Below are 22,390 nucleotides of genomic sequence, written 5' to 3' on the forward strand. Positions count from 1 at the left end.
TTTTCAATAAGATCAAACGCTTCCGCAGGATCGCATTGCGTTGCGAGAAATCCGTCAGCTCATTCAAAGCCTTCGTTGATCTCGCATGCGCAATGGCTTGGATCAGCTAAATGCAGACGCCGCCTAAAGGGTGCAGCGTCAGACGCGGCGCAGCGGCACAACCCGGCGGCTTTGCGGTTCCAGGGCGTCGCGGACCCGCGCGGCAATATCCGCGGCGGTCATGCCTGCATCCTCGTACATCTCTTCTGGAGTCGCCTGTTCGATGAACCTGTCGGGAAGGCATACGTTGCGAAGGATCAGGCCGGTGTCGAACGCACCGCGCCGGGCCAGTTCATGCATGACGATTGAGCCGAACCCGCCCTCGGCGCCCTGCTCCACCGTGATCAGGGCACGATGCCCGCCCACCAGGCGCATCAGGAGATCGGTATCAAGGGGCTTTGCAAAGCGGGCATCGGCAAGGGTCGTGCTGATACCCTCCGCCTCCAGAAGCGCCACCGCGCTCCGGCATGTGGCAAGGTGGGCCCCGAAGGACAGGATTGCCACATCCTCCCCGTCGCGGATGACCCGGCCCCTGCCGATCTCGAGGATCTCGCCGCGCTCGGGCAGCGCCACACCGGTCCCGGCACCGCGCGGATAGCGGAACGCGATCGGCCCGGTGTCATGCGCGGCGGCGGTCGCCACCATGTGCATCAATTCCGCCTCGTCTGCGGCCGCCATCACCGTGAACCCCGGCAGATTGCCAAGATACCCCACATCATAGGCCCCGGCATGGGTTGCGCCATCGGCCCCGACAAGGCCCGCCCGATCAATGGCGAATCTGACCGGCAGCCCCTGAAGCGCCACGTCGTGCACGACCTGATCATAGGCTCGCTGCAGGAAGGTGGAATAAATCGCGCAGAACGGCTTGAGGCCACTCGCCGCCATTCCGGCGGCGAAGGTCACACCGTGCTGTTCGGCGATACCGACATCGAAGACCCGCGCCGGAAACCGTTCGGCCATTTTCGCCACGCCGGTACCGTCCGGCATCGCGGCGGTCACTGCCACGATCCTGTCATCGCGGGCGGCCTCGTCGGACAGTGCGGCGCCGAAAACCGACGTGTAGGAAGGGGCTCCGCCCTTGGCACTTGCCTGCGGCCCTTTCACCGGATCGAATTTCGACACGCCATGTCCGCGATCGGCGCTGGTCTCGGCCGGGACGTATCCCTTGCCCTTCACCGTGCAGCAATGAATCAGCAAAGGACCGGTTGCACGGGCTCTTGCCGCCCGCAGGACCGGCAGCAGCTGGTCCATGTCATGCCCGTCGATCGGGCCGATATACTGAAACCCCAATTCCTCGAACAGGGTGCCGGACCCGGCGAGCCCCGTCACCATCTGGCGGGCACGCTTGGCGCCCTCGCGCATCGGGGCCGGCAGCGCCGCTTCGAACCCCTCGGCCAGGGACGCCATGCGCGCCACCGGGTCTTGTCCGTAGAGGCCGCTCAGATAGCCGGACATCGCGCCCACAGGCGGCGCAATGCTCATTTCGTTATCGTTGAGGATCACGAACAACCGCCGTCCTTCGGCGCCGGCATTGTTCATCGCCTCATAGGCCATTCCGGCACTGATGGCGCCGTCTCCTATCACGGCGATTGCGTCCCCGGTGGACCGGCCCGTGTCACGCCCCACCGCGAAGCCGAGAGCGGCGCTTATCGAGGTCGAACTGTGCGCGGCCCCGAACGGATCATGATGACTTTCGGCGCGCCGGGTGAACCCCGAAAGTCCGCCTTTCGTGCGGAGCGTGCGAATCCGGTCGCGCCGTCCGGTCAGGATCTTGTGAGGATAGCATTGGTGGCCCACGTCCCAGATCAGCTTGTCCATCGGTGTGTTGAAGACCGCGTGGATGGCCACGCTCAACTCGACCACGCCGAGGGACGATCCAAGGTGACCACCGGTTTCGGAGACTGCGGATATCACCTCGGCACGAAGTTCACCGGCCAGGGTGGCCAGATCGTCATCCGGCAAACTTCGCAGATCCGACGGCCCGGCCACCCGGTCAAGCATTGGTGTATGCGGTCTTTCATCGGTCATTGCGGCCTCCTCCCGGCGGCTTCGGCGGCGCCCGCGCGGAATACGGGGGCAGCGGGCACCAATTCCGCGCGATACTGGACGGGGCCGCCCGGCTGCGGGGCGGCCCCGTCCGGGGTCAGTTTCCGTAGTCCGGCTCACCCGAGGTGGTCGCCAGTTCGGGCCAGTCCTTGATCACGTTGGTCCCCTGCAATGGCTGTTGGTATCCCTTGTGGCACGTCTTGCATGCCACCTTCGGTGCGTCGCCCTTCACCGGCCCGAGCCGGTCTTCCGGCAGAAGCCCGCCGACCGGCACCAGGTAATCGTTGTTGAGCTCAAGCACCATCTGGATACCGAGGGATTCCGTACCCCATTGCGGGGTGACCTGCGCACCATCGTAGAAGGCACGCGAATTGTGGCAGAACAGGCAGTTCACCCCGAGCGAATTACTGACATAGTTCATCAGCGAGTAGGTGCGCTCGGCGTTCTGGATGCCCGGATAACCGTCCTTGCCCGGAACACCGGCCACCCGGCTGTCGAGATCATGAACCCCGATCATTTCACCATCCAGAAGATAGGTCTTCAACGCGTCGGACGGCAAAGAAGTGTACTGGCTCTGCGCTGTCACCATGTTCTGGTTCGCCGACCAGCCGGCCATCCGTTCGGCCACGTCTCCTAGATCGTACCAGATGTCAGCAGGCACCGGCTGCCCCCTGTGGCACGTGTAGCAGGTCACCCCCACCTGCTTGTTGGCGTTGACATGACCGGCCCAGTTCTCGTTGAGGTTCTGGGTCATGCCGATCATCACGTGGCCGACAGAGGTCTGGTAGGACGCCGGATCGTCAAAGAGATCGGGGATCCCCGTCCAGTCGCGCATCGCGGCAAGCAGGCGGTCATAATTCTCGACCGTCAGGCCCTCCAGTCCCGGTGGCACGTTATCGCGCGCGGCACCGGCGGTCCGCTCGCCGCCCTGCGGCACCACCGGAGCCGAGGTGGTGGCCAGAAACCCGGCGATCCCGGGATCGGGCACGGCAAGATCGGCCTCGAATTCGGGAACCGACATCCCTGTGCCGCGCGGCCCCGTCTGCAGGCTGTCCGTCTTGAAGGGCTGGCCCCACGCCACGACCATCGCAGCGGCGAAAACCGCGCCTCCGGCCACGCCCACCAGAATAGCGGGCTTGTAGATGTCGGTGGGGTTGTCCCTGTTCCACTTGTCGAACCACTTGGGAAACATCGCTCAGTCCTCCTGCCCGATGAAGGCCTCATAGGACCCGTACGCATCATAGCCGTAGGAGCCGTCATACATCGGCGCAAAATTGTGCTCCTGGGCCCATATGAACCAGTTATCCACCACCGTGCCGGTCAGCAGGATACCGATGCCGCCGGTGATGGGAGTGAGAACGGCAAACCACCACGCCCAGCGGTGAATGCCTTCCATCGTCGCGTTGAAACCCATCGTCCAGCGCCAGAAAAGCGCCGCGCGCTCGCTCGCCGTGCCACGGTCCACGATCTGTTCCAGCTCACGGTCGCCACCGAAGCGGCTGACCGCCAGGATCGTCGCGCCATGCATCGCAAACAGAAGCACCGATCCATAGAGAAACACGATGGAAAGGCAGTGGAAGGGATTGTAGTACAGGTTGCCGTAGCGGATCGAGAAGGCCGTGGTCCAGTCAAGGTGCGGGAAAATGCCGTAGGGGACCGCTTCGGACCATGAGCCCATCAGGATCGGGCGGAACAGGCCCAGCACCAGGAAAAGCCAGATGGCGCTGGCAAAGGCCCAGGCCACGTGCTTGCCCATCTTGTGCTCCTGAGCAAGCTGATAGGTCCGCAGCCACCAGGCACAGACGCTCACCAGCAGGAAGAAGCTGGAGATGATATACCATCCCCCGTCATTGAGAGGCGGCATCCTGAGCCCGTATTCCGGGCTTGGCGGCTCCAGTGCCAGCCAAAAGAGCTGCCGCAGGAATTCCGGCAGGGACCAGCCGACCTGCGCCAGCATGTTCAGCCCGACAATGAAGAACCACAGGAACCCGGTCGCGATGCTGATGACCCCAAGCATGCCCAGCTTGATCGGCCCGATCTGCGCGTTTCCGATCCAGCCGACGAGCCTTGAGAAGAACGGCTTGCCGCCTCGTTCGGCCATCAGCTCGCCGCTGTCGTCCAGGCCCCATTCCGGTGGCCCCTGAACCTGCACCTGCGTGAATATGTTCTGATACTCAGCCATGTCTTACACCCCCACCTGAGACGGCCAGATCGGCAGTTCCAGCCACCAGTTCCACCATTCGGGCCAACCCTTGGTCCAGACCGGTCCGCTGATGATGATGCAGATCGCCGACCAGAACCCGGCATTCAGCGCCAGCAGAAGCCCCAGCCTGTGGATCCCCAGCGTGCCCACCGAATAGCCGATGAAATCGCGAAAAAAGGTGTCCTCGTGATCCGGCGTCTTCATTTCCTCGCCCTTCTCGGGATTGGCCGCCGACAGGATCAGCCCACCGTGAAGCGCCAGCGCCAGCGTTGTGGTGAAAAAGAAGGTCACCGCCAGCATATGTGCCGGGTTGTAATGGAAGTGCAGGTAGGCATAGCCGGTGTTCGACACCCAGTCGAGATGGCTGAAGATGCCATAGGGAAAGCCGTGCCCCCATGCGCCCATCAGGACGGGACGGAACACGACCAGCGTGACATAGGCGAAGATCGCCACGCTGAAAGCGACCGGCACATGATAGCCCATTCCCAGCTTGCGGCAGATCTCCACTTCGCGCAGCGCCCAGCTGCAGAAGGCGCCGATGGCACAGATCGTGATGATCTGCCACAATCCTCCCTCCATCAGCGGCGCCGCCCCCAGGCCGTAGCTCAGGTCGGGTGGCGCGATGTTGATGAGCCAGGGGTTCCAGGTTCCCTGATGGGCGGCCCCCCAGAGAATGAGTATGGTTCCCAGAAGCGCGAAAAAGGCGGTCGTGACCCCGAAGAACCCGACATAGAAGGGCCCCACCCAGAAATCGAACAGATCGCCGCCGATCAGCGTCCCTCCGCGGACGCGGTACTTTCTTTCGAAGCTTAGCAACGCCATGGTTGTTCTCCGCTTTTGGCGGCCGGTCCGGTCCAGATCTCAAGCCGTCATAATTCTTTCTGTCTGCCGCGGGCGGGTCTGCCGCCCGCGGCGCTTTCTTGAAGGGCTTTCACCCCCGAGCTCAGTTGGCTTCCGCCGCCGCGCGCGACGCGGCGGCATTCTCGAACCAGTTGACCCCGTTCGACAGAACCACCAGGTGGATCATCGCGGCCAAAAGGAACAGGAACGCGCCCTGCGCGACAAACACGCGGCGCGGATCGAAAATGAGCCAGATCTTGTAGAACTTCGACATTTCCAATCCTTCCTCAGAACCAAGGCGCCCAGATGTAGGTTGCGATATGTGCAACCAGCGCAATCAGCGCGAACAGCCAAAGGCCGCTCATGTAGACCGAATGCAACTCCTGGGCCTGCTCGTCGGTAAGACCTGTAAAGGACAGGTCGGTTTTATCAGCCATGAACTTTCCTCCGGAACGTTATGCTGACGCCGCGTACCCCGCGGCCGGGTCCGTCGGGGCCGTCATGGCCCTTCTGGGTTCTGCCCGCCCAGAGGCGGGAAGGCAGCTCTGATCTCGGATCCCGCGCGGTGGCGCTCAGGCCGAGAAGATCAATGGCGTGGTCCGGTCCGCTTCGGCCCACGCGAGGGCAAGCGGCCCGCGCATGTTGAGCGTCCGCCGCCGGGCCACATCGCGCATCCAGCGCAAGGTCACGAATGGAAGCGCGAAAATGAAAATCAGCGCGAAATACAGATGGAACTCCGCATCGCGGCGCCGCCCGCATGTGCGGGGCGGCATCGGGGTATTTGACGAGACATCGGTCATCGGCTCAGTCCTCCTTCGGGATCGGGGGGGCGGCTTTCCGGTGAAAGCCTCTGTACGGTTTCCAGAACCACGCGCTCGGCGCCCTCGCGCAATGCCGCGTCCTCGGCGGCGTCGCGCAGGCTCTTGGCGGCGGAAATTCGGGTCAGGATCGGGTGGCTTGCGACGATGCGGTCCAGTTCGCGCTGCGCGTCCTCGTCCCAGGGGAAGTTGCGCCTGAGCGGCGTCGGAGTTGATGCCCCCGCATCCATTTCCGTCCCCAGGGGCAGAATATGGAAAAGAGCATCAAAGAGCCCGTTGCACACTTCCTGAACCAAGTAGGTGGCGCCGGCGAACCCCATCATCGGTGTGCCGGTGGCGCGTCGGATCGCCGCCCCCGGAAAGCTCGCGGGTATGAAGGCGGGCTGCGGCCCATGCCCGCCCTGCGCCTCGGCAAGATACATTTTCTCGTTGATCGATCCCATCAGGATCAGGGGCCTTTCACGCGCCACGAGCGCGCGCACTTCCTCGTTGTTGGTCTTGGCGCCGGCGCAACGCGCCACCGCGAAGGCACATGGCAGGCCCATGTCGTTTTCAAGGAAGTTGCGAATGCCCCGGGCGTAGGTCTCGTTGGCCACGATGCCGAACCGGGCCGTGGCAAAGAAATCCTGCGTCACGCTGCGCCAAAGATCCCAGACCGGCTTGATCGTCGAATGTTTCTCGCGGGAAATGAAAGGCTCCGGGTCAAGCCCTGTCAACTCGCCCAGCTTGCGCAAAAAGAGCGTCGTGCTCTCCACGCCGATGGGCGCCTGAAGGTAGGGCTTGCCCAGAACCTCGGCCAGACCGCGGCCAAACTCACGATACATGCAGATGTTGACATCCGCATTCACCAACTCGCGCATTTCCGCAAGGTGCGCACCCAGCGGCATCACCATGTTGACCTCGGCGCCGATGCCCTCGACCAGGCGGCGGATCTCGGCCAGGTCGGACGGCATGTTGAAGGTTCCGTACATCGGACCCAGGATGTTGACACGCGGCACGGCATCCGCGTCGCGCCGTCTCTCCTTGGGCATGCGCCCCTTGGTCATCCCGAATTCGGTGAATATCCAGGTCATCGCCCGATCGGCGGCTTCCCATTGATCCTCGTCGATGGTCCGCGGCAGGAAACGCTGGATGTTGGTGCCCTGCGGCGTCACCCCGCCACCGATCATCTCGGCAATGGAGCCGGTGACGACAACGGCCGGCAATGCCGGGTCAAGCGTGCCCCAGGCCCGTTTCATCGAGCCTTCCGTGCCCTCGCGGCCCAGTTCCTCTTCGCCAAGTCCGGTCACGACGATCGGCAATTCATGCGGCGGAATCGCGTCGGTGTAGTGCAGGACGGACGTCACCGGCAGGTTCTCGCAGCCCACCGGCCCGTCGATCACCACCTGCAGCCCCTTGACCGCACAGAAGGCATAGACAGCCCCCCAGTATCCGCCGGCGCGATCATGATCCTGGATCAGCATGACACACCCCGCTCATTCATCTGGCCCGAAATACCTCGGGGGGGTCGCCCGGCACGGGCGACGGGGGCAGCGCCCCCGGATCTGGGATATTCCCAACGCGCACCCATCAGATCATCTCCTGCGCCTTGGCGGCCCGGCGCTGCTTTTCCAGTTTCTTGAGATTGAGCGCGCGGAAATCGGGGCGAAGGTTGGGATCACCTTCCCAGATTCCCGCCGACGCGCCCTCGCCCACCCCTTCGAAGAAGGCGCGCATGTGATCCATGCGTTGCTTGCCGGCAATCGCGGCATTCACGACCTCGGCCAGACTGCCGGCGCCGGCCGGGCCCATCAGGGGCCGGGCCGAGATGAGGTTGGTGAAATACAGGGCCGGGATACCCAGTTCCTTGGCCTTCTGCACCACCGGCGTCGTTCCGATGGCCAGGTCGGGCTTCACACCTTCCATCGCGGCGCAGTCATCCTCCAGCGAGGCGCGGAACTTCACCTTCACTCCCCGCGCCTCCAGCCACTCGGCATCGGGGCGGGACCACGGCGTTTTCGGACAGGCGGTCCCGACATAGGGCACCGCCGCACCGCTCTCGATCAGCAGCCGTGCCACCAGCAATTCGCTGCCTTCATATCCGCTGACCGTTATCGTGCCCTTGACGGGCATTTCCGCGAACGCGTCCCGGATAGCCGGCAGAAACGCATTCTGTGCCTCGGCAATCCTGTCAGCGGGCAGGCCGAATGCCCCGCCGATCGCCGCCAACCAGGCGGCGGTGCCGTCGTGTCCGACAGGGGCGCTGCCCACTATCGACCGGCCCGCGGCTTCGAATTCCCGGATCGCGGCAGTGTAGAAGGGATGGATGGCCGCGGCCACGCCACTATCGAGCGCGGCATAAAGCTCGCGCCATTCGCGGCACGGCACCACCGGCCCGGCAGCCAGGCCCATGGGCGCCAGCATGCGATCGATCATTACCGGGTCGGCGGGAAACATCTCGCCCAGCAGGCTGACGGTGGGCTTGTCCGAGACACCGCCTTCGGGCATGGCCACCGGCCCTGCCTCGATCTCCTGGCGGGCATAATTCAGCATCGCGCCGGCCAGCACGTCCTTGGCCTCGGCATGGGTGGGGATTCCGAAGCCGGGCACATCGATTCCGACGATGCGCACCCCGTTGATCTCGTCGGGCAGGAGCCTGAGCGGCACACCACTCGCGGTCGGCACGCACAGGTTGGTCACGACCACCGCGTCAAACCTCTCGGGGTCGGCCAGTTCATGCACGCTGTCGCGGATATCCTCGAACAGCTTCCCGGTCACAAGGGTCTCGGAATTGAAAGGCACATACCCGACAGAACGGCGCGCGCCGTAGAAATGGCTCACGAATGTCAGCCCGTAGACGCAGCAGGCCGACCCGCTGAGAACCGTTGCGACACGTTTCATCCTCAAACCCACACGGAGACTGCCGAATGCCGGGCACATGCTCTGCGGCTTGTCATGGGGGCCTTGCGGATAGTCCTTCGCATACCGGTCCAGGATTTCGCTCTGGCCTGCCATCCGCGCGGCCGTCTCCATTTCCGACCCGGAATGGCACCCGAGTTCCGGATCGCCCGGCAATTCATGGCCATCCTGCGGGCTTGCATTCCGCTCGCCCCGGATCACCTCCGCCCCGGAGGCGTTGTCGTATGTGACTTCCTCGGTCATGCAGTCCCCCGGCTTTCCCCTTTGGAAGTGCCTTCATCCGCACCGGTCCCGCAGGCCCGGACATCGTCCAGCAGGCGCCTCATCTGGTCCGGTCGGGCCCGCGCAAGGATATTCTGAACATCGGCCATCGTATCGCGGCGGCTGGTGTCACGCGTCGTCATAAACCACCTCCATGCTTTTGGTCGGAGCGGCATTCTTGCCGCGCATATCGGCGTCGGTGGCAGGCTCCAGAACCACGTCTCCGCCCGTGTCCTTGCTGTCGAACAACGCCAGAAGGCCGTCCTGATCCAGCGGCGCGGGACGCACCGGCGGCGCATCCGAGACCTGTTGAGCGAGGCCTGCAAACAGCGCCCCCCATTGGCTTTCGGATGTTCCGACAATCTGGTAATTTGCTGACTTCTTGCGCAGATCATCGTCCTGCGGAATGGCGGCGAGGAGCGGAATATTGACGGACTCGGCGAAGGCCTGTGCCTCGCCAGAGTGGTCGTCCTTGTTCACGACCAGACCCGCGACCCCCACATTGCCGCCCAGCTTGCGGAAGTATTCAACCGCCGAACAGACGTTGTTGGCCACGTAGAGCGATTGCAGGTCATTCGAGGCCACCAGTATGACCTTTTGCGCCATGTCACGCGCGATCGGCAGGCCAAAGCCGCCGCAAACCACGTCACCCAGAAAATCCAGCAAGACATAATCGAAATCCCAATCATGAAAGCCCAGCTTTTCCAGCAGTTCGAAGCCGTGGATGATGCCGCGCCCGCCGCAACCGCGCCCCACCTCGGGGCCGCCCAGCTCCATCGCGAAGACACCGCCGCGTTTGAAACAGACATCGCCGATCTGCACCTGCTCTCCGGCAAGATTCTTCTTGGTCGAGGTTTCTATGATCGTCGGGCATGCCTTGCCGCCGAACAGCAGCGAGGTGGTGTCGGACTTGGGATCACAGCCGATGAGCAGCACGCGCTTGCCCTGCTCGGCCATCATGTGGCTCAGGTTCGCAAGGGTAAAGGACTTGCCGATGCCGCCCTTGCCGTAAATCGCGATGATCTGGGTCTTCTGCGTCGGTTCGCCGTCGTTGATCACATCGGCCAGGTCCTCGTGCGCCTCGTCGCGCAACCGCTGGTCGAAATCCTTGAGATTTGGAACGTCGTCCTTCACGCTGCATCCTTCCAGTTAAGCATCATTTTCAGGCATTGCGGGTCATCGAACGCGGTCCGGTATGCACGGTCGGCCTCCGTGGCGTGGGCGCTGTGCGTAATCAGCCCGGCCATCGACAGAGCCCCGGTTTCCGTCAGGTTTCGCACCGCGATGAGATCGTCGCGGGCCCATTCGGCGGCCACGCGCAGACGGGCCTCCTTCATGAAAGCGGGCGCGAACGCGAAGCTGAGGTCCTGCGGGTAAAACCCGGCGAGCACGATCTCTCCGCCCTTGGCCAAACGACCGATGAGCTCGTTCAGTATCTCCGGGTTGCCGGAAGCATCGTAGATCGCCGTGTAGTCGCGGCGCGCATCCTGGTCAGGCATCAGGACCTGATAACCTTCGGCGCCGGTGTGGCGCATGACATCGTTTTCCCAAACGGTGGGTGGCGGTGCACCGGCGGCCACGGTCAGCCTTGCCAGAAGCCGGCCCAGAACCCCATGCCCGACGATCAGGTCGGGAACAGCCTTTTCAAGACCGGCCATCGCATGACGCGCGGTGGCGGCAAGCGCCAGCAGCGCACCCTCGGGACCGAGACCGGGATCGATTCGCGTCACCCGGTCAGCACGTGTGACAAGACGTTCCGCAGCACCGCCGAAAAGACCGTGGGCGCCGTCGAAACAATCGGCCCCCGGCACGAAAACCGTGTCACCGGTCCGGAAGCCTGTCCGCGCCCCCGCCTCGACAACCTCGCCCGCCGCTTCATACCCGGGCACAAGCGGATACCCCATACCCGGAAAGGGCGGCATCCTGCCGGACCAGAACAGTTTTTCCGTTCCGGTGGAAATCCCCGAGTGGGAAACCTCGACAACCAGGTCATCCGGCCCCGGCGTCTTGAGCGCCAGGGTATCCAAATGAAGATCCTCAGGACCGTTCAGGAGGACTGCGCGGGTTTTCATGGTCGCCTCCTATTCATCGAACCGCCAAGCACGCTTGCAGGCATTCACTCGATGCATGGTGTAAGTTTACGATTACATTTTTTTGTGTCAAGTTTTCTTTACATCACGAGGCAAACAGGCCCCTCGATGTCAGCCCGGGCGAACGCAGCTCAGAACCGAGGTTATGTAAGGCCGGCGGGCTGTCCGCAGCTTCACGGACACGAATCCCGCGTCCCGGCACATTTCACCGATCCGGCCCCCTGAGCGGACACGTCCGGTACCCATTGCCATGGTGTAGAAGGCGAAATACACGTCCCCTGCCCGCTCCGGCCGTCCCCCGCCTGACATCGGCTCGGAAATGATCAGGCGCCCGCCCGGCGGCAAGGCGCGATGCGCCTTGCCCAGCAGATCCACGACAGTCTCGTCATCATGGTCATAGAGCACCCTGACCAGCGAGATCGCGTCGGCCCCAGCGGGCAACGGTCCGTCGCGGAAACTGCCCCCATGCACGGTCACACGCCCCCTGAGGCCAGCGCGTTCGAAAGCTGATTCGGCCAACGGCGTCACGTCGGGAAGATCGAACAGCATGCCCTCGAGGCGGCGGTTCCGACGCAGCGCTTCCGACAGGAAAACACCGGACCCACCACCGACATCCAGCAACTTTTCGACACCCTTCAGCGAAACCGTCAGAAGCGTATCCTGCGCCACCAGTTCCTGTGAACGGGCCATCAACGTTGAATAGCGGGCCGCCGCGCCGTCTTCCATCTCGGCGCTCCGGCCGCGCACATAAGGCCAGAATGCCGACAGGTTGGTTTCGGCACCACCACGCAGCAGGGCAACCGGATCCATCATGTCGCTGTAGAAGCCATGATTGTGGCGGATCATTTCCTCCAGCCCGGGCACACCGCCAATTGCAGCTCCCTTTCGGGCCAAAGCATATGTGTCATCGCGCCGCCGTTTCAGCAGGCCAAGCGCCGCTCCGGCCTGCAGCAAAGCGGCCATGCGATCCGTCTCGATGCCAGCAGACAGCGCCAGATGCCTTGCGGTCACGGGACTTTCAAGCAAGCGACGCAGCACCCCGAGCTCCACCAGTGCGGCCAGCACCTGCGACGCGACAAAGCCCTGCAGAATATCGAATACCTCGGCGCCATCGCGCCGGACGAGTGCGCGGCTCACCGGTAAACGGCTGGCCCATTTCTGAAATCCCGGGCTGGATACCCGGCGCGCGAACCATGTGGACAAGCCGCCACCGCGGGGGCGCAGATCGCTTTCGACGCCCATTCGCGCCTCAGCTCCTGTAACGCGCGGGCACGGCGGGCATTATCATTTCGGCCTGCCGGCTGACGACCTTGGCCAACGCGGCCTCGCCCGGGCATGACGGGATCGTCGCGATGGCACCTGCAAGAATATCCGACAATCGGTCGAACGCCCCGCCGACACCAAGCTCGGCGACGGCATTCGGCCGCCCGTGAAGATCATCCTGCCCGGCGGGTTTGCCAAGGGCATTCTCGTCGAGAAGTGCGTCGCGAAGATCATCCGCCACCTGGAACGCTTCGCCGATGAGTGCCCCCAGGTCATGCCATGGCTCCGGATCATGTCCGGCTGAAATCGCTCCCATCTCGGTCGCGGCAATGAACAACGCGGCGGTCTTTGAGCGGTGATAGGCGGCAAGATCTATTCTCGGCTCGCTTTCCCAGCCCTGCCCCGCGCATATGCCATTGGGCATGCCGGTGCGTCGCGCCAGTGACAGGAGCAACTGTGCGGCCCTGCACTGATCCTCCGATGAGGCGCGCGCAAGGACCTCGAACGCCAGAACGATGAGGCTGTCCCCGGCGAGGACGGCCAGAGGCTCGGAATAGGCACGGTGGACCGAGGGCTTGCCGCGCCTCAGTGCTGCATCGTCGAAACAGGGAAGATCATCATGAACCAGACTGGCGCAGTGGATGAGTTCAAGTGCGGCCGCCGCAGAGTTGGCCAACTCGGGCCGGTCGTCGCCGCACGCCTTTGCGACGGACAGCAGGATCGTCGGCCTGATACGCGCGCCGCCCGGCGAGGTGGCGTAATCAAGGGCCTCTGCCAACTGCCCGGGCGCAGGTCCCGCCTGCGACTGTCGGATCGCCTGTGCGACCGCGGTTTCGATGCGTTCGGATACCGGCATGGCGGGGTCCTTATCCTGAGTGTCATTACATAATGACAAGTATTGTGTAAATTATACTGGACACTTCTCATGACCGAGTCAACAATCGCGCGTATGAGCACGCCATCGAAGTCATCCCGCGCGGCCGGCACCGTCGTCATTATCGGGGCGGGCATCGGTGGGCTCGCCGCGGCTCTTCGGTTGGCTCATGCCGGAAGACGGGTGATCGTCCTTGAACGTCACGGGCGCCCCGGCGGCAAGATGCGAAGCCTGCCGTCATCGGCCGGACCGGTGGATGCGGGACCAACCGTCCTGACCCTGAGTTCCGTTTTCGAGGAGCTGTTTGCCAGTGTCGGCGAACGCCTGAGCGACCATGTGCGCCTTGTCCGGCAGCCCTGTCTCGCGCGGCATTTCTGGCCCGACGGCAGCCGTCTTGACCTGTTCGACACCCGATCCGAAACCGAAGAGAGCATCCGTGCCTTCGCGGGTACCACGGCCATGCGCCAATTCCGGACGTTCTCGGCACGGGCGCAAACGCTTTTCGAAGGCTTCGACGCCCCGGTGATGCAGAATCCCGATCCGCGGTTGCCCGGTCTGGCATTGTACTGTGCGCGCAACCCTGGATTGATCAGAAAGATGGCGCCCTTTTCGACACTGGCTGATCTTCTGGACAGCTCTTTCGACGATCCGCGCCTAGCGCAGCTTTTCGGAAGATATGCAACCTATGTGGGCGGCTCACCGTACCGGGTGCCTGCCCTGATGTCGCTTGTCTGGCACGCCGAAGCCCGAGGGGTGTGGAGCATCGAGGGCGGGCTGCACCGCCTGCCGGAAATCATCGCCGCGCTGGCGCAGTCGCTGGGGGGCGAATTCGTCTACAATGCGCATGTCGCCCGGATCGACGCGAATGGCGGGGAGGTGGATGGCGTCACCCTCGCCGACGGGCAATTCATTCCTGCCGGCACGGTCCTTTTCAATGGTGATCCGCGGGCCCTGGCGACCGGGGCGCTTGGAGCCGGCGCAACCGGCATCACGGCGCGCACCGGGTCGGCGCCCCGCAGCCTTTCCGCCGAGGTCTGGGCTTTCGCGGCGTCTGCCGACGGGCCGGAACTGGCCCATCACAACGTATTTTTCCGCGGCGATCCGAAACCGGAATTCGACGCCCTCCAACGCGGAGAAACGATCGATTCCCCGACACTTTACGTGTGCGCGATGGATCGCGGCCAGCCGGGCCCGACCCCGACCTGTGAGCGGTTCGAGATCATTGCCAACGCCCCGCCGCAGCCAGACAATCAACCGGAGGACCACCGATGCCGGACACGCACCTTTCAGACATTGGCGACATTCGACCTGACATTCGACCCCCTGCCGGGGCCGGATGCGCTGACGACTCCGGCCCGGTTCGATCAGCTTTTTCCCGCCTCGGCCGGATCTCTCTACGGGCAGAGCCCGCACGGGATGATGGCGGCTTTTCAGCGGCCAACGGCGAAAACCGCGATACGGGGGCTTTACCTGGCCGGCGGCGGCACGCATCCGGGGGCGGGGGTGCCGATGGCGGCCCTCTCCGGCCGGCACGCGGCCGCGGCGATTCTGGGCAACCCAACTTCAATCTCGCCATTCCGCCGAACGGGTACGCTTGGTGGTACATCGACGGGATCAGCAAGACCTGCGGCAGGGCCATCAGCGTCATCGGGTTCATAGGATCGGTTTTTTCCCCCTGGTATGGATGGACGGGCCGCCGCGCGCCGGAAAACCATGTCTGCATGAATGTCGCCACCTACGGTCCGGGAGGGCGGTTCACGATGACGGACCGTGGCAACTCGGCCTTGCGCCAGACACGCGACCGCCTGACGGTCGGCCCGTCAAACATGCACTGGCGGGACGGGCGGCTGGTCATCGACATCGACGAAATCGGCGCCCCGCCCGTCATCTCGCCTGTGCGCGGACGCGTCACGCTCATTCCGAAGGCCATCACCGGGGTCGAGATGCCGCTGACTTCGGACGGGGCACATGTATGGCGGCCATTCGCGCCGACCTGCGACATCCACGTCGATCTGAACCGCCCCGGCTGGAAATGGACAGGGCACGGGTATTTCGATGCGAATTTCGGCACGAGGGCGCTGGAACAGGACTTCGACTACTGGACCTGGGGCCGGTATCCTGTCGCCGGCGGCAGCACCTGCTTTTACGATGCAAGACGGCAGGACGGCACTGATCTGGCATGCGCGGTGCATTTCGGAGACGACGGATCCGCACGCGTCTTCGCCGCTCCGCCGAAAACACCGTTTCGCCGCAGCCTCTGGATGGTGCGCCGCGAAACCCGATCGGACCCGGGATATGAACCGCGGCAGGTGCAGAACATGCTGGATGCGCCCTTCTATTCGCGGTCATCGGTTCTAACCCGCATAGACGGGGAGGAAACCACAGGGGTCCACGAGGCGCTTGATCTACGGCGTTTTCGCTCTCCGCTCCTGAAGCCGGTGCTGGCCTGCCGCGTACCGCGGCGCACACACTGGACCTTCGCTCAGGCCGTCCCGCCGGACTCCTGAGGGTTCAGGCGGATCACGGCAAGGTTCAAGGCACCGGCCACCGACACCCAGACAAGATAGGGCACGAAAAGAAGCCCTGCCAACCAGTCCAGTTGGAACAGCGCGATCATCGTCGACGCAACTGCCAGCCAGAGCGCGCAAAGCACGATCAGACCTTGCCGCATCCGGCGCAACCCGAAGAAAACCGGCGTCCACAGTCCGTTCAACGCGATCTGCAGTGACCAGAGCGCCATTGCCAGCCCGTTCCCTGGACTGACCGCGGCACGCGCCCCGGCCAAAGCCATGCACAGATAGAGAAACGTCCAGGCGACCGGGAACAACCAATTTGGTGGTGTCCAGCCGGGCTTGTGAAGCCGCTCATACCATTCGCCCGGCGAAAACATCGCGCCGGTGCTGCCCGCTGCTACACAGGCCCCCAGGAAAATCAGGAAATACAGCCAGATCATCTTGTCTATCTAGCCGGGCGGGCCGGTTGCATCAATCCTTGACTTCTCTCACGTTCGCGCGCCTTGAGACTGGCCATCGTGGCGTATATCGCCTCGCTCCAGTCCGCGGCTGGCACGCCCGGTTTCGCGGCGGCCTCGACCAGGAACGCCGTTTCCTGCAGCGGTCTGGCGTGGATCACCGGCGAGCGCGGCATGACGGTCGTGATCCCGGCCCGCAGAACCCCGAGCATCAGCCAACCCAATTTCTGTGTTCTTCCGGTTCGGGCGCGCGCACGAATCGGGTCGTGACCATTCCGCCGAACCTCGGAGCCGATCCCGGCATAAATGAAACGTGCTGCAAAAATCCCCGGCCGGCAATCGATCGGCAGCGCCGCGATACCGGACTCGGAGCGCAGGTAAAGCCGCTCTGCCTCTGTCAAAAGCCGGCGGGTCAGCAAGGCGATTTCCGGAGACATCCGAGGACATTCCAGGAACTCGGCAGGATCGACACCCGCTTCCGTCAACCAATCGACAGGCATGTATAGTCGACCTTCGCGCGCATCCTCACCCACGTCGCGGGAAATATTGGTCAGCTGCATCGCCACACCAAGGTCACAGGCGCGGGCCAGGGCATCGGCGTCGCGTACGCGCATCAGGACACACATCATCGCACCCACCGCCGAGGCCACCCGCGCCGAATAGCCCCGCAATTCCGACAGGGTCTGATACCGTCGTTCCCCCGCATCCCACGCCAACCCCTCGAGCAGCGCCTCCGGCAATGCCCGCGGCATGGAAAAATCCTCGATGATCGCCGCGAAAGCCCGGTCCGCCGGGGCATTCTCGGGGCGGCCCGCATAGGCCCGATCGAGCCGCTCATGCAACCTGAGTACGGCATCGGCTTTGGCACTTTGCAGATCCACGGCATCATCCGCCAAACGGCAAAATGCGTAAAGCGCCAGCGCCGGATCACGCAATCGCCTGGGCAGCAACCTTGACGCGGCATGAAACGACCGCGATCCGTGGCGGATCGACTCGACGCAATGGGCCATGTCACCGGGATTGATCATGCGGACCTCGCTTGCTGCGCGTCGGGGACCAGTTTTGCAAGCACTTCGGCACTTGAGATCACGCCGGGCAACCCGGCGCCGGGATGGGTGCCCGCGCCAACCAGATACAGGCCCGCCGCTTCCTCGCTGACATTGTGCGGCCGGAACCACGCGCTTTGCAGAATCCGCGGCTCGATCGAGAACCCCGATCCATGCGGACTGAGATAGCGGTCCCGGAATGTCTCGGGTGTGAAGACGGCCGAGGCCGAGAGGCGATCGCCCAGTCCCGGCAGCAGCTCCCGTTCCAGCACCGCCTGCACCCTGCGGCGATAGGTTTCGGCCATTTCAGGCCAGTTGACCGGTTTTGCATGCCCAAGATGGGGCACCGGGCTGAGCGCGTAGAAGGTATCATCGCCTTCGGGGGCCACGGATGTGTCGGTGACACTCGGGCGATGCACATAAAGGCTCATATCATCGGCCAGCTTGCCCTTTATGAATATGTCTTCGACCAGCCCCTTGTAGCGCGGCCCGTTCAGGATCGTGTGATGTCCCGCCTCGGGCCACAATCCGCTGGTGCCGCGGGTGCCGAAATACCAGACGAACAGGCCCATGGACCATCGCGTGTGTTTCAGTTTGCGCGGCGTCCAGCGGCGCCGCCTGGAGTTGCGCAACAAGTGATCATAGGTATGGCCGGAATCCGCATTGGATACCACGATATCCGCATTGACAACCTCGCCGCCGGACAGGCGCACGCCCGTCGCGCGGCGGTTCTCGATCAATATCTCGTCCACTTCCGCGGACTGCCGGATCAGGCCGCCCTGCCCCTCGATCACGCGAACCATCGCGCGGGCGATCGCATCCACCCCGCCCATGGCATAATGCACGCCAAAGGCTTTCTCCAGATGGCTGACAAGCGCGTACATGGACGTGACGTGAAAGGGATCTCCACCGATGAAGAGCGGATGAAACGACAACGCCATGCGCAGCCGTTCATCCTTCACCCGGCGCGCCGCATGCGCGTAAACGGACCTGTCCGCGCGCAGCCACGCGAACCTTGGCAGCACCCTGATCAGGTCGGCCAGGCGGTGCATGGACCGCCGGCCCAAATCCTCGAAGCCGAAACCATATCGTCTTTCGCTGTCGGCGAGAAACCGTCGATAACCGGCCACGTCACCGGGCGAAAGCCGGGCGACTTCGGCGCACATCGCCGCATCGTCCTGCCGTGCCCTGAAGCGGCTGCCATCCGGCCAGCGGATTTCGTAATAGGGGTCGAGTGCGCGCAGGTCGACGTCCTCATCGAAGTTCCGTCCACAAGACCTCCACAGGTCACGGAACACCCCGGGCACCGTCACGATCGTCGGCCCGAGATCGAAACGATGACCATTCTTCCAAATGGCAGATCCGCGTCCTCCGGGCCCGTCAAGGCGGTCCAGGACGGTCACACGATACCCTTTCGCGCCCAGCCGCATGGCCGACGCAAGCCCACCGAGGCCTGCACCTATCACCAAGGCCGAAGGCGCCGAAGCGACCTCCTCGCAAGATACCGAACATGGATCGACAAGTGTCAACATTTGGCAACCCTACATGTGTCCAGTTAACTTGACAATCTTCGATCGACGCTCTTATCTGATTAGGTGTCGCGTGGCAGTGTCGCGTGACGAATTGGTTGAAGGGAAGAGATCAATACAAGCCGTGAGCATCAGTTTCTTTCGGTTCGAAACCGGGTTGAGCCGGCTCTGGGCGTTTGCGATGATGGGTCTTGCCCGCCTCGCCCTGGGGCGCATCGAAAAAATCGGATTCTGGAAACTCTGCGGCTCCGGCAGCGGCGAAGGGTTCACCCCGCTTCCCAACACCGGCGTCTACGCGATCCTTGCGACATGGCCCGACCTGGAAACAGCGCGCATGCAAACCGAAACCGCGCCGGTTTTCCGGCGTTATCGTCAGCGTGCCCTGGAATGCTGGACCGTGTTTCTTTCACCTATATCGGCGCGCGGCGAATGGTCGGGCAAGACCCCGTTCCGCCCGGACGCGGTGCCAGGGTCAGGTCCCGTCGCTGCCCTGACACGGGCAACCGTCCGCCCCCGTGCCGCCCTGAAATTCTGGAAACGGGTTCCGGATATCAGCAGCGTCATCGGGACCGATGCCAATGTCGCCTTCAAGATCGGCATCGGCGAAATGCCGTTGCTCCACCAGATAACATTCTCGGTCTGGCCGGATGCCGGATCAATGGCAGATTTCGCACGAGCCGACGGGCCACATGCCCGCGCCATCCGTGCCGTGCGCGAGGGTGACTGGTTCCGCGAAGAGCTTTATGCAAGATTTCGCGTGATCGCGGACCGTGGAACATGGCACGGACAACACCCCCTGAACCGAACCGGATAAGCCACATGACAGCATCGTTTCCCTTTTCCGCCATCGTCGGTCAGAATGACATGAAACTGGCGATGGTCCTCACAGCCATAGACCCGGGGCTTGGCGGGGTGCTGGTGTTCGGTGACCGCGGAACGGGAAAGTCCACAGCGGTACGCGCTCTTGCGGCACTTCTGCCCACGATCACCGTGGTGGAGGGATGCCCCGTCAACGCGGCAGCGCCCGAAGACTGCCCCGTCTGGGCCGACATCATATCCGAAAAACTGGTGGAACGCCCGACGCCCGTTGTGGACTTGCCCCTTGGCGTGACCGAAGACAGGGTTACCGGTGCTCTCGACATCGAGCGTGCGCTCACCCATGGCGAGAAAGCCTTCGAACCCGGTCTTCTGGCTCGGGCCAACCGCGGATACCTCTACATCGACGAGGTCAACCTGCTGGAAGATCACATTGTCGATCTTCTGCTCGATGTGGCCCAATCCGGGATCAATGCCGTCGAACGCGAAGGTCTTTCGATCCGCCATCCCGCGCGCTTCGTGCTCGTCGGATCGGGGAACCCGGAGGAAGGAGAGCTTCGTCCCCAATTGCTGGACCGCTTCGGCCTGTCCGTCGAAGTGCGTTCCCCGGTGGACATCGAAGAGAGGGTCGAGGTCATTCGTCGCCGCGATGCGTTCGAAAGGGACCACGACGCGTTCATGGCGCATTGGCAGGCCGAGGATGCGAAGATCCGCACGGCAATCCTGAACGCGCGCACGGCGCTTGCCGCGATGGAGACCACTGAAGATATCGTGACGGATTGCGCGCGACTCAGCATCGCTTTGGGTACGGACGGGCTGCGCGGAGAACTGACCCTCCTGCGCACCGCACGGGCATTGGCCGCCTATCAAGGCGTTGATGCGATCACGCGCGACCACCTGCGCAAGGTGGCTCCGCTGGCAATGAGCCACCGTCTGCGACGTGACCCTCTCGACGAGGCGGGGACCATCACGCGTGTCGAGCGCGTGGTCGGGGAAACACTGGGATGACCCGTAAAGCGCCGGAGTGGGCGCGTGGCATGCGCGCACTCGCGACCCTCGCAATTGCCCCCGCAACGCTGAAGGGCATGACCGTGAGGGCCAGGCCGGGCCCGGCCAGGCAAGCGTTCGAGAATGCGCTTTCGGTGCTGCCACTGCCGTTGCGCCGCATCCACCCGGGTCTGAGCGATACACAGCTTTTCGGCGGTCTCGACATCGCCGCCTCCCTCGCGAACGGGCGCATGATCCGAGAAACCGGGGTCGCCGACAAGCAAGCGGCACTCGTCATGCCCATGGCCGAGCGTCTTCAGCCGCGGCTTGCTGCCCGCCTTGCGCAACTTCTCGACACCGGCGCGGAACATGCGCTGGTGATGCTGGACGAGGGTGCCGACGCTGATGAACGCGCACCGCTGACGCTCCGTGAAAGGCTGTCATTTTCAGTGGATCTTTCCGAGGTCAAGGCCGGTGAGGCAATCGCACGCCTGCCCGCACCGGCCGACCTGGATGCGGCCCGCGACCGGGTTGCAACCGTCACAACAGACCCGGATCATGAAAGGCAGCTCGTCTTGCTTGCCGACCGTCTGGGTATCGAAAGCTTGCGTGCGCCGCTCCTGGCGCTCGACACGGCGCGCGCCCTTGCGGCGCTGGACGGGGAGGACCGGACAACGGACACGCATATCCGGGAAGCCGTTACGCTCGTCTACCCGTCGCGGGCCACGCAGTTTCCGCAGCAGGACACCCCGGAGGACACTGACGAAGACCGCCAAACCGAGCCCGAAGCGCCGGACGATGCAGCGGAAACGGAAGACCAGGGCCAGACGGACCTTCCCGAGGAAATGCTGATCGAGGCCGTCCGCGCCTGCCTGCCGGACGATTTGCTTGCACGGTTTGCGCGCGATGACGCCAACCGCAATGATGGACACGGAAGCGGTGCCGGAAGCCGGCGCACCGGTAACCGGCGTGGCCGGCCACTGAGCCCGCGCCCGGGACGGCCCGATGGCCGTTCGCGCATCGACGTGGTGGCAACCCTGCGCGCAGCCGCACCCTGGCAACCCCTGCGCAGGAAGGCCCGGCCGAAGGGACCGACGCTTATCATACATCCTTCGGATATTCGGCTTCAACGGTTCGAAGACCGCTCGGACCGGCTGGTCATTTTTGCCGTCGACGCCTCCGGATCAGCCGCGATGGCCCGGATGGCCGAGGCCAAGGGCGCGGTGGAGCTCCTTCTTGCACAGGCTTACGCCAAGCGCGATCAGGTGGCATTGATCGCGTTCAGGGGGCAGACGTCCGATGTCCTGCTGTCTCCGACACGGTCCCTCGTTCAGGCAAAACGGCAGCTTGCAGGGCTTCCCGGCGGCGGAGGAACGCCACTCGCCTCGGGGCTGCAGAACGCGTTCGAGCTCGCACGTCACGGAATGCGCCGGGGATTCAGCCCATCGGTCGCATTTTTGACGGATGGCCGTGCGAACATCGCGCTCGACGGGACGCCGGGGCGGGAGCCAGCGCGCCGGGACGCAAGGATCGTGGCGCGGCACCTGCGTCTGCTGGGCTTTCCCGCGGTGGTGATAGATACGGCCGCGCGGCCGGGCAATGAAGGCATCGCGCTGGCGGATTGGCTGGCCGCCGATTACCTGGCACTGCCGCGCGCGGATGCCAGCCGGATATGCGCCGCCACGGACAAGGCCCTGAACGGGTGAACG

General features: G+C 63.9%; 21 protein-coding genes and 1 pseudogene. 6 read left to right on the forward strand and 16 right to left on the reverse strand.

Translation table 11 applies throughout. From position 1 onward, the window contains the following. Positions 1–110 (forward strand): annotated as a pseudogene (locus DQW77_RS18550) (IS5/IS1182 family transposase); the annotation flags it as partial. Between the two features lie 28 nt (positions 111–138). Here the strand turns inward: DQW77_RS18550 and dxs are convergent. The 13 genes from dxs to DQW77_RS12975 all read right to left on the reverse strand — a co-directional run bounded on the left by dxs (position 139) and on the right by DQW77_RS12975 (position 13,314). Continuing rightward, positions 139–2,067 carry a 1-deoxy-D-xylulose-5-phosphate synthase gene (gene dxs, locus DQW77_RS12915; protein WP_113258650.1) on the reverse strand — a complete coding sequence of 643 codons (1,929 nt, stop codon included), beginning with the start codon at positions 2,065–2,067 and terminating at the stop codon, positions 139–141. A gap of 115 nt (positions 2,068–2,182) precedes the next feature. Then, positions 2,183–3,277, reverse strand: a complete 1,095-nt coding sequence (gene pufC, locus DQW77_RS12920; protein ID WP_113258651.1) for a photosynthetic reaction center cytochrome PufC — start codon at positions 3,275–3,277, stop codon at positions 2,183–2,185. Between the two features lie 3 nt (positions 3,278–3,280). Next, entirely contained in the window at positions 3,281–4,267 is a 987-nt protein-coding gene (gene pufM / locus DQW77_RS12925; RefSeq protein WP_113258652.1) for a photosynthetic reaction center subunit M, read from the reverse strand. Between the two features lie 3 nt (positions 4,268–4,270). Continuing rightward, positions 4,271–5,110 carry a photosynthetic reaction center subunit L gene (gene pufL, locus DQW77_RS12930; RefSeq protein WP_113258653.1) on the reverse strand — a complete coding sequence of 280 codons (840 nt, stop codon included), beginning with the start codon at positions 5,108–5,110 and terminating at the stop codon, positions 4,271–4,273. Positions 5,111–5,231: 121 nt separating this feature from the next. Beyond that, on the reverse strand, positions 5,232–5,402 hold the full coding sequence (pufA, locus tag DQW77_RS12935; protein ID WP_113258654.1) for a light-harvesting antenna LH1, alpha subunit: 171 nt from the start codon (positions 5,400–5,402) through the stop codon (positions 5,232–5,234). A gap of 13 nt (positions 5,403–5,415) precedes the next feature. Further along, a complete protein-coding gene (pufB, locus tag DQW77_RS12940) occupies positions 5,416–5,565 on the reverse strand; it encodes a light-harvesting antenna LH1, beta subunit (RefSeq protein ID WP_113258655.1) in 150 nt (49 codons plus the stop codon). A 135-nt stretch (positions 5,566–5,700) separates the two neighbouring features. Continuing rightward, positions 5,701–5,928: a cytochrome PufQ gene (pufQ, locus tag DQW77_RS12945; protein WP_113258656.1), complete on the reverse strand. Its 228-nt coding sequence runs from the start codon at positions 5,926–5,928 to the stop codon at positions 5,701–5,703. Further along, positions 5,925–7,409, reverse strand: coding sequence for a chlorophyllide a reductase subunit Z (bchZ, locus tag DQW77_RS12950; protein ID WP_113258657.1), 1,485 nt, complete (start codon positions 7,407–7,409; stop codon positions 5,925–5,927). Before bchZ ends, pufQ begins: the two co-directional genes overlap by 4 nt. A gap of 106 nt (positions 7,410–7,515) precedes the next feature. Then, positions 7,516–9,087: a chlorophyllide a reductase subunit Y gene (gene bchY, locus DQW77_RS12955; RefSeq protein ID WP_113258658.1), complete on the reverse strand. Its 1,572-nt coding sequence runs from the start codon at positions 9,085–9,087 to the stop codon at positions 7,516–7,518. A gap of 147 nt (positions 9,088–9,234) precedes the next feature. Further along, a complete protein-coding gene (locus DQW77_RS12960) occupies positions 9,235–10,239 on the reverse strand; it encodes a chlorophyllide a reductase iron protein subunit X (protein WP_113258659.1) in 1,005 nt (334 codons plus the stop codon). Next, complete coding sequence (bchC, locus tag DQW77_RS12965) at positions 10,236–11,177, reverse strand: chlorophyll synthesis pathway protein BchC (RefSeq protein WP_113258660.1); 942 nt, start codon at positions 11,175–11,177, stop codon at positions 10,236–10,238. The genes DQW77_RS12960 and bchC overlap by 4 nt, the downstream gene beginning before the upstream one ends. Before the next feature lie 129 nt (positions 11,178–11,306). Further along, positions 11,307–12,437, reverse strand: a complete 1,131-nt coding sequence (locus tag DQW77_RS12970; RefSeq protein ID WP_113258661.1) for a methyltransferase — start codon at positions 12,435–12,437, stop codon at positions 11,307–11,309. A 7-nt stretch (positions 12,438–12,444) separates the two neighbouring features. Next, positions 12,445–13,314, reverse strand: a complete 870-nt coding sequence (locus DQW77_RS12975) for a polyprenyl synthetase family protein (RefSeq protein WP_113258662.1) — start codon at positions 13,312–13,314, stop codon at positions 12,445–12,447. Positions 13,315–13,407: 93 nt separating this feature from the next. Between DQW77_RS12975 and crtD the strand changes: the two genes are divergently transcribed. Both crtD and crtC read left to right on the forward strand, forming a co-directional pair. Continuing rightward, positions 13,408–14,991: a 1-hydroxycarotenoid 3,4-desaturase CrtD gene (crtD, locus tag DQW77_RS12980; RefSeq protein WP_113258706.1), complete on the forward strand. Its 1,584-nt coding sequence runs from the start codon at positions 13,408–13,410 to the stop codon at positions 14,989–14,991. After that, on the forward strand, positions 14,946–15,839 hold the full coding sequence (gene crtC, locus DQW77_RS12985; RefSeq protein ID WP_147094975.1) for a carotenoid 1,2-hydratase: 894 nt from the start codon (positions 14,946–14,948) through the stop codon (positions 15,837–15,839). Before crtD ends, crtC begins: the two co-directional genes overlap by 46 nt. Here the strand turns inward: crtC and DQW77_RS12990 are convergent. Genes DQW77_RS12990 through DQW77_RS13000 form a run of 3 tightly spaced genes read right to left on the reverse strand, consistent with a single transcriptional unit; the run spans position 15,815 to position 18,881 of the window. Further along, positions 15,815–16,285, reverse strand: coding sequence for a tryptophan-rich sensory protein TspO (locus DQW77_RS12990; protein ID WP_113258663.1), 471 nt, complete (start codon positions 16,283–16,285; stop codon positions 15,815–15,817). The genes crtC and DQW77_RS12990 overlap by 25 nt on opposite strands. Positions 16,286–16,290: 5 nt before the next feature. After that, positions 16,291–17,331 carry a 15-cis-phytoene synthase gene (gene crtB, locus DQW77_RS12995; RefSeq protein ID WP_113258664.1) on the reverse strand — a complete coding sequence of 347 codons (1,041 nt, stop codon included), beginning with the start codon at positions 17,329–17,331 and terminating at the stop codon, positions 16,291–16,293. After that, positions 17,328–18,881, reverse strand: a complete 1,554-nt coding sequence (locus DQW77_RS13000; RefSeq protein ID WP_113258665.1) for a phytoene desaturase — start codon at positions 18,879–18,881, stop codon at positions 17,328–17,330. Before DQW77_RS13000 ends, crtB begins: the two co-directional genes overlap by 4 nt. 112 nt (positions 18,882–18,993) lie before the next feature. Here DQW77_RS13000 and crtA point away from each other — a divergent pair, with 112 nt between their 5' ends. From crtA to DQW77_RS13015, 3 genes are read left to right on the forward strand one after another with little or no spacing between them, the layout of a single operon-like run. Beyond that, positions 18,994–19,692 carry a spheroidene monooxygenase gene (gene crtA, locus DQW77_RS13005; protein ID WP_113258708.1) on the forward strand — a complete coding sequence of 233 codons (699 nt, stop codon included), beginning with the start codon at positions 18,994–18,996 and terminating at the stop codon, positions 19,690–19,692. 5 nt (positions 19,693–19,697) lie between these two features. Further along, positions 19,698–20,702 carry a magnesium chelatase ATPase subunit I gene (bchI, locus tag DQW77_RS13010; RefSeq protein WP_113258666.1) on the forward strand — a complete coding sequence of 335 codons (1,005 nt, stop codon included), beginning with the start codon at positions 19,698–19,700 and terminating at the stop codon, positions 20,700–20,702. Beyond that, on the forward strand, positions 20,699–22,387 hold the full coding sequence (locus DQW77_RS13015) for a magnesium chelatase subunit D (RefSeq protein WP_113258667.1): 1,689 nt from the start codon (positions 20,699–20,701) through the stop codon (positions 22,385–22,387). The genes bchI and DQW77_RS13015 overlap by 4 nt, the downstream gene beginning before the upstream one ends. The last annotated feature ends 3 nt before the right edge of the window (positions 22,388–22,390 follow it).

Source organism: Roseovarius sp. TE539 (assembly GCF_003298505.1).
Taxonomy (GTDB): domain Bacteria; phylum Pseudomonadota; class Alphaproteobacteria; order Rhodobacterales; family Rhodobacteraceae; genus Roseovarius.

Bases quoted from the DNA above. Each gene is read 5' to 3' on its own strand.
- pufC (WP_113258651.1), bottom strand. From the start codon at position 3,277: ATGTTTCCCAAGTGGTTCGACAAGTGGAACAGGGACAACCCCACCGAC.
- dxs (WP_113258650.1), bottom strand. From the start codon at position 2,067: ATGACCGATGAAAGACCGCATACACCAATGCTTGACCGGGTGGCCGGG.
- pufQ (WP_113258656.1), bottom strand. From the start codon at position 5,928: ATGACCGATGTCTCGTCAAATACCCCGATGCCGCCCCGCACATGCGGG.
- crtD (WP_113258706.1), top strand. From the start codon at position 13,408: ATGAGCACGCCATCGAAGTCATCCCGCGCGGCCGGCACCGTCGTCATT.
- bchC (WP_113258660.1), bottom strand. From the start codon at position 11,177: ATGAAAACCCGCGCAGTCCTCCTGAACGGTCCTGAGGATCTTCATTTG.
- pufM (WP_113258652.1), bottom strand. From the start codon at position 4,267: ATGGCTGAGTATCAGAACATATTCACGCAGGTGCAGGTTCAGGGGCCA.
- pufA (WP_113258654.1), bottom strand. From the start codon at position 5,402: ATGTCGAAGTTCTACAAGATCTGGCTCATTTTCGATCCGCGCCGCGTG.
- DQW77_RS12970 (WP_113258661.1), bottom strand. From the start codon at position 12,437: ATGGGCGTCGAAAGCGATCTGCGCCCCCGCGGTGGCGGCTTGTCCACA.
- DQW77_RS13015 (WP_113258667.1), top strand. From the start codon at position 20,699: ATGACCCGTAAAGCGCCGGAGTGGGCGCGTGGCATGCGCGCACTCGCG.
- bchY (WP_113258658.1), bottom strand. From the start codon at position 9,087: ATGACCGAGGAAGTCACATACGACAACGCCTCCGGGGCGGAGGTGATC.
- pufL (WP_113258653.1), bottom strand. From the start codon at position 5,110: ATGGCGTTGCTAAGCTTCGAAAGAAAGTACCGCGTCCGCGGAGGGACG.
- DQW77_RS13000 (WP_113258665.1), bottom strand. From the start codon at position 18,881: ATGTTGACACTTGTCGATCCATGTTCGGTATCTTGCGAGGAGGTCGCT.
- DQW77_RS12990 (WP_113258663.1), bottom strand. From the start codon at position 16,285: ATGATCTGGCTGTATTTCCTGATTTTCCTGGGGGCCTGTGTAGCAGCG.
- bchI (WP_113258666.1), top strand. From the start codon at position 19,698: ATGACAGCATCGTTTCCCTTTTCCGCCATCGTCGGTCAGAATGACATG.
- DQW77_RS12975 (WP_113258662.1), bottom strand. From the start codon at position 13,314: ATGCCGGTATCCGAACGCATCGAAACCGCGGTCGCACAGGCGATCCGA.
- bchZ (WP_113258657.1), bottom strand. From the start codon at position 7,409: ATGCTGATCCAGGATCATGATCGCGCCGGCGGATACTGGGGGGCTGTC.
- crtB (WP_113258664.1), bottom strand. From the start codon at position 17,331: ATGATCAATCCCGGTGACATGGCCCATTGCGTCGAGTCGATCCGCCAC.
- pufB (WP_113258655.1), bottom strand. From the start codon at position 5,565: ATGGCTGATAAAACCGACCTGTCCTTTACAGGTCTTACCGACGAGCAG.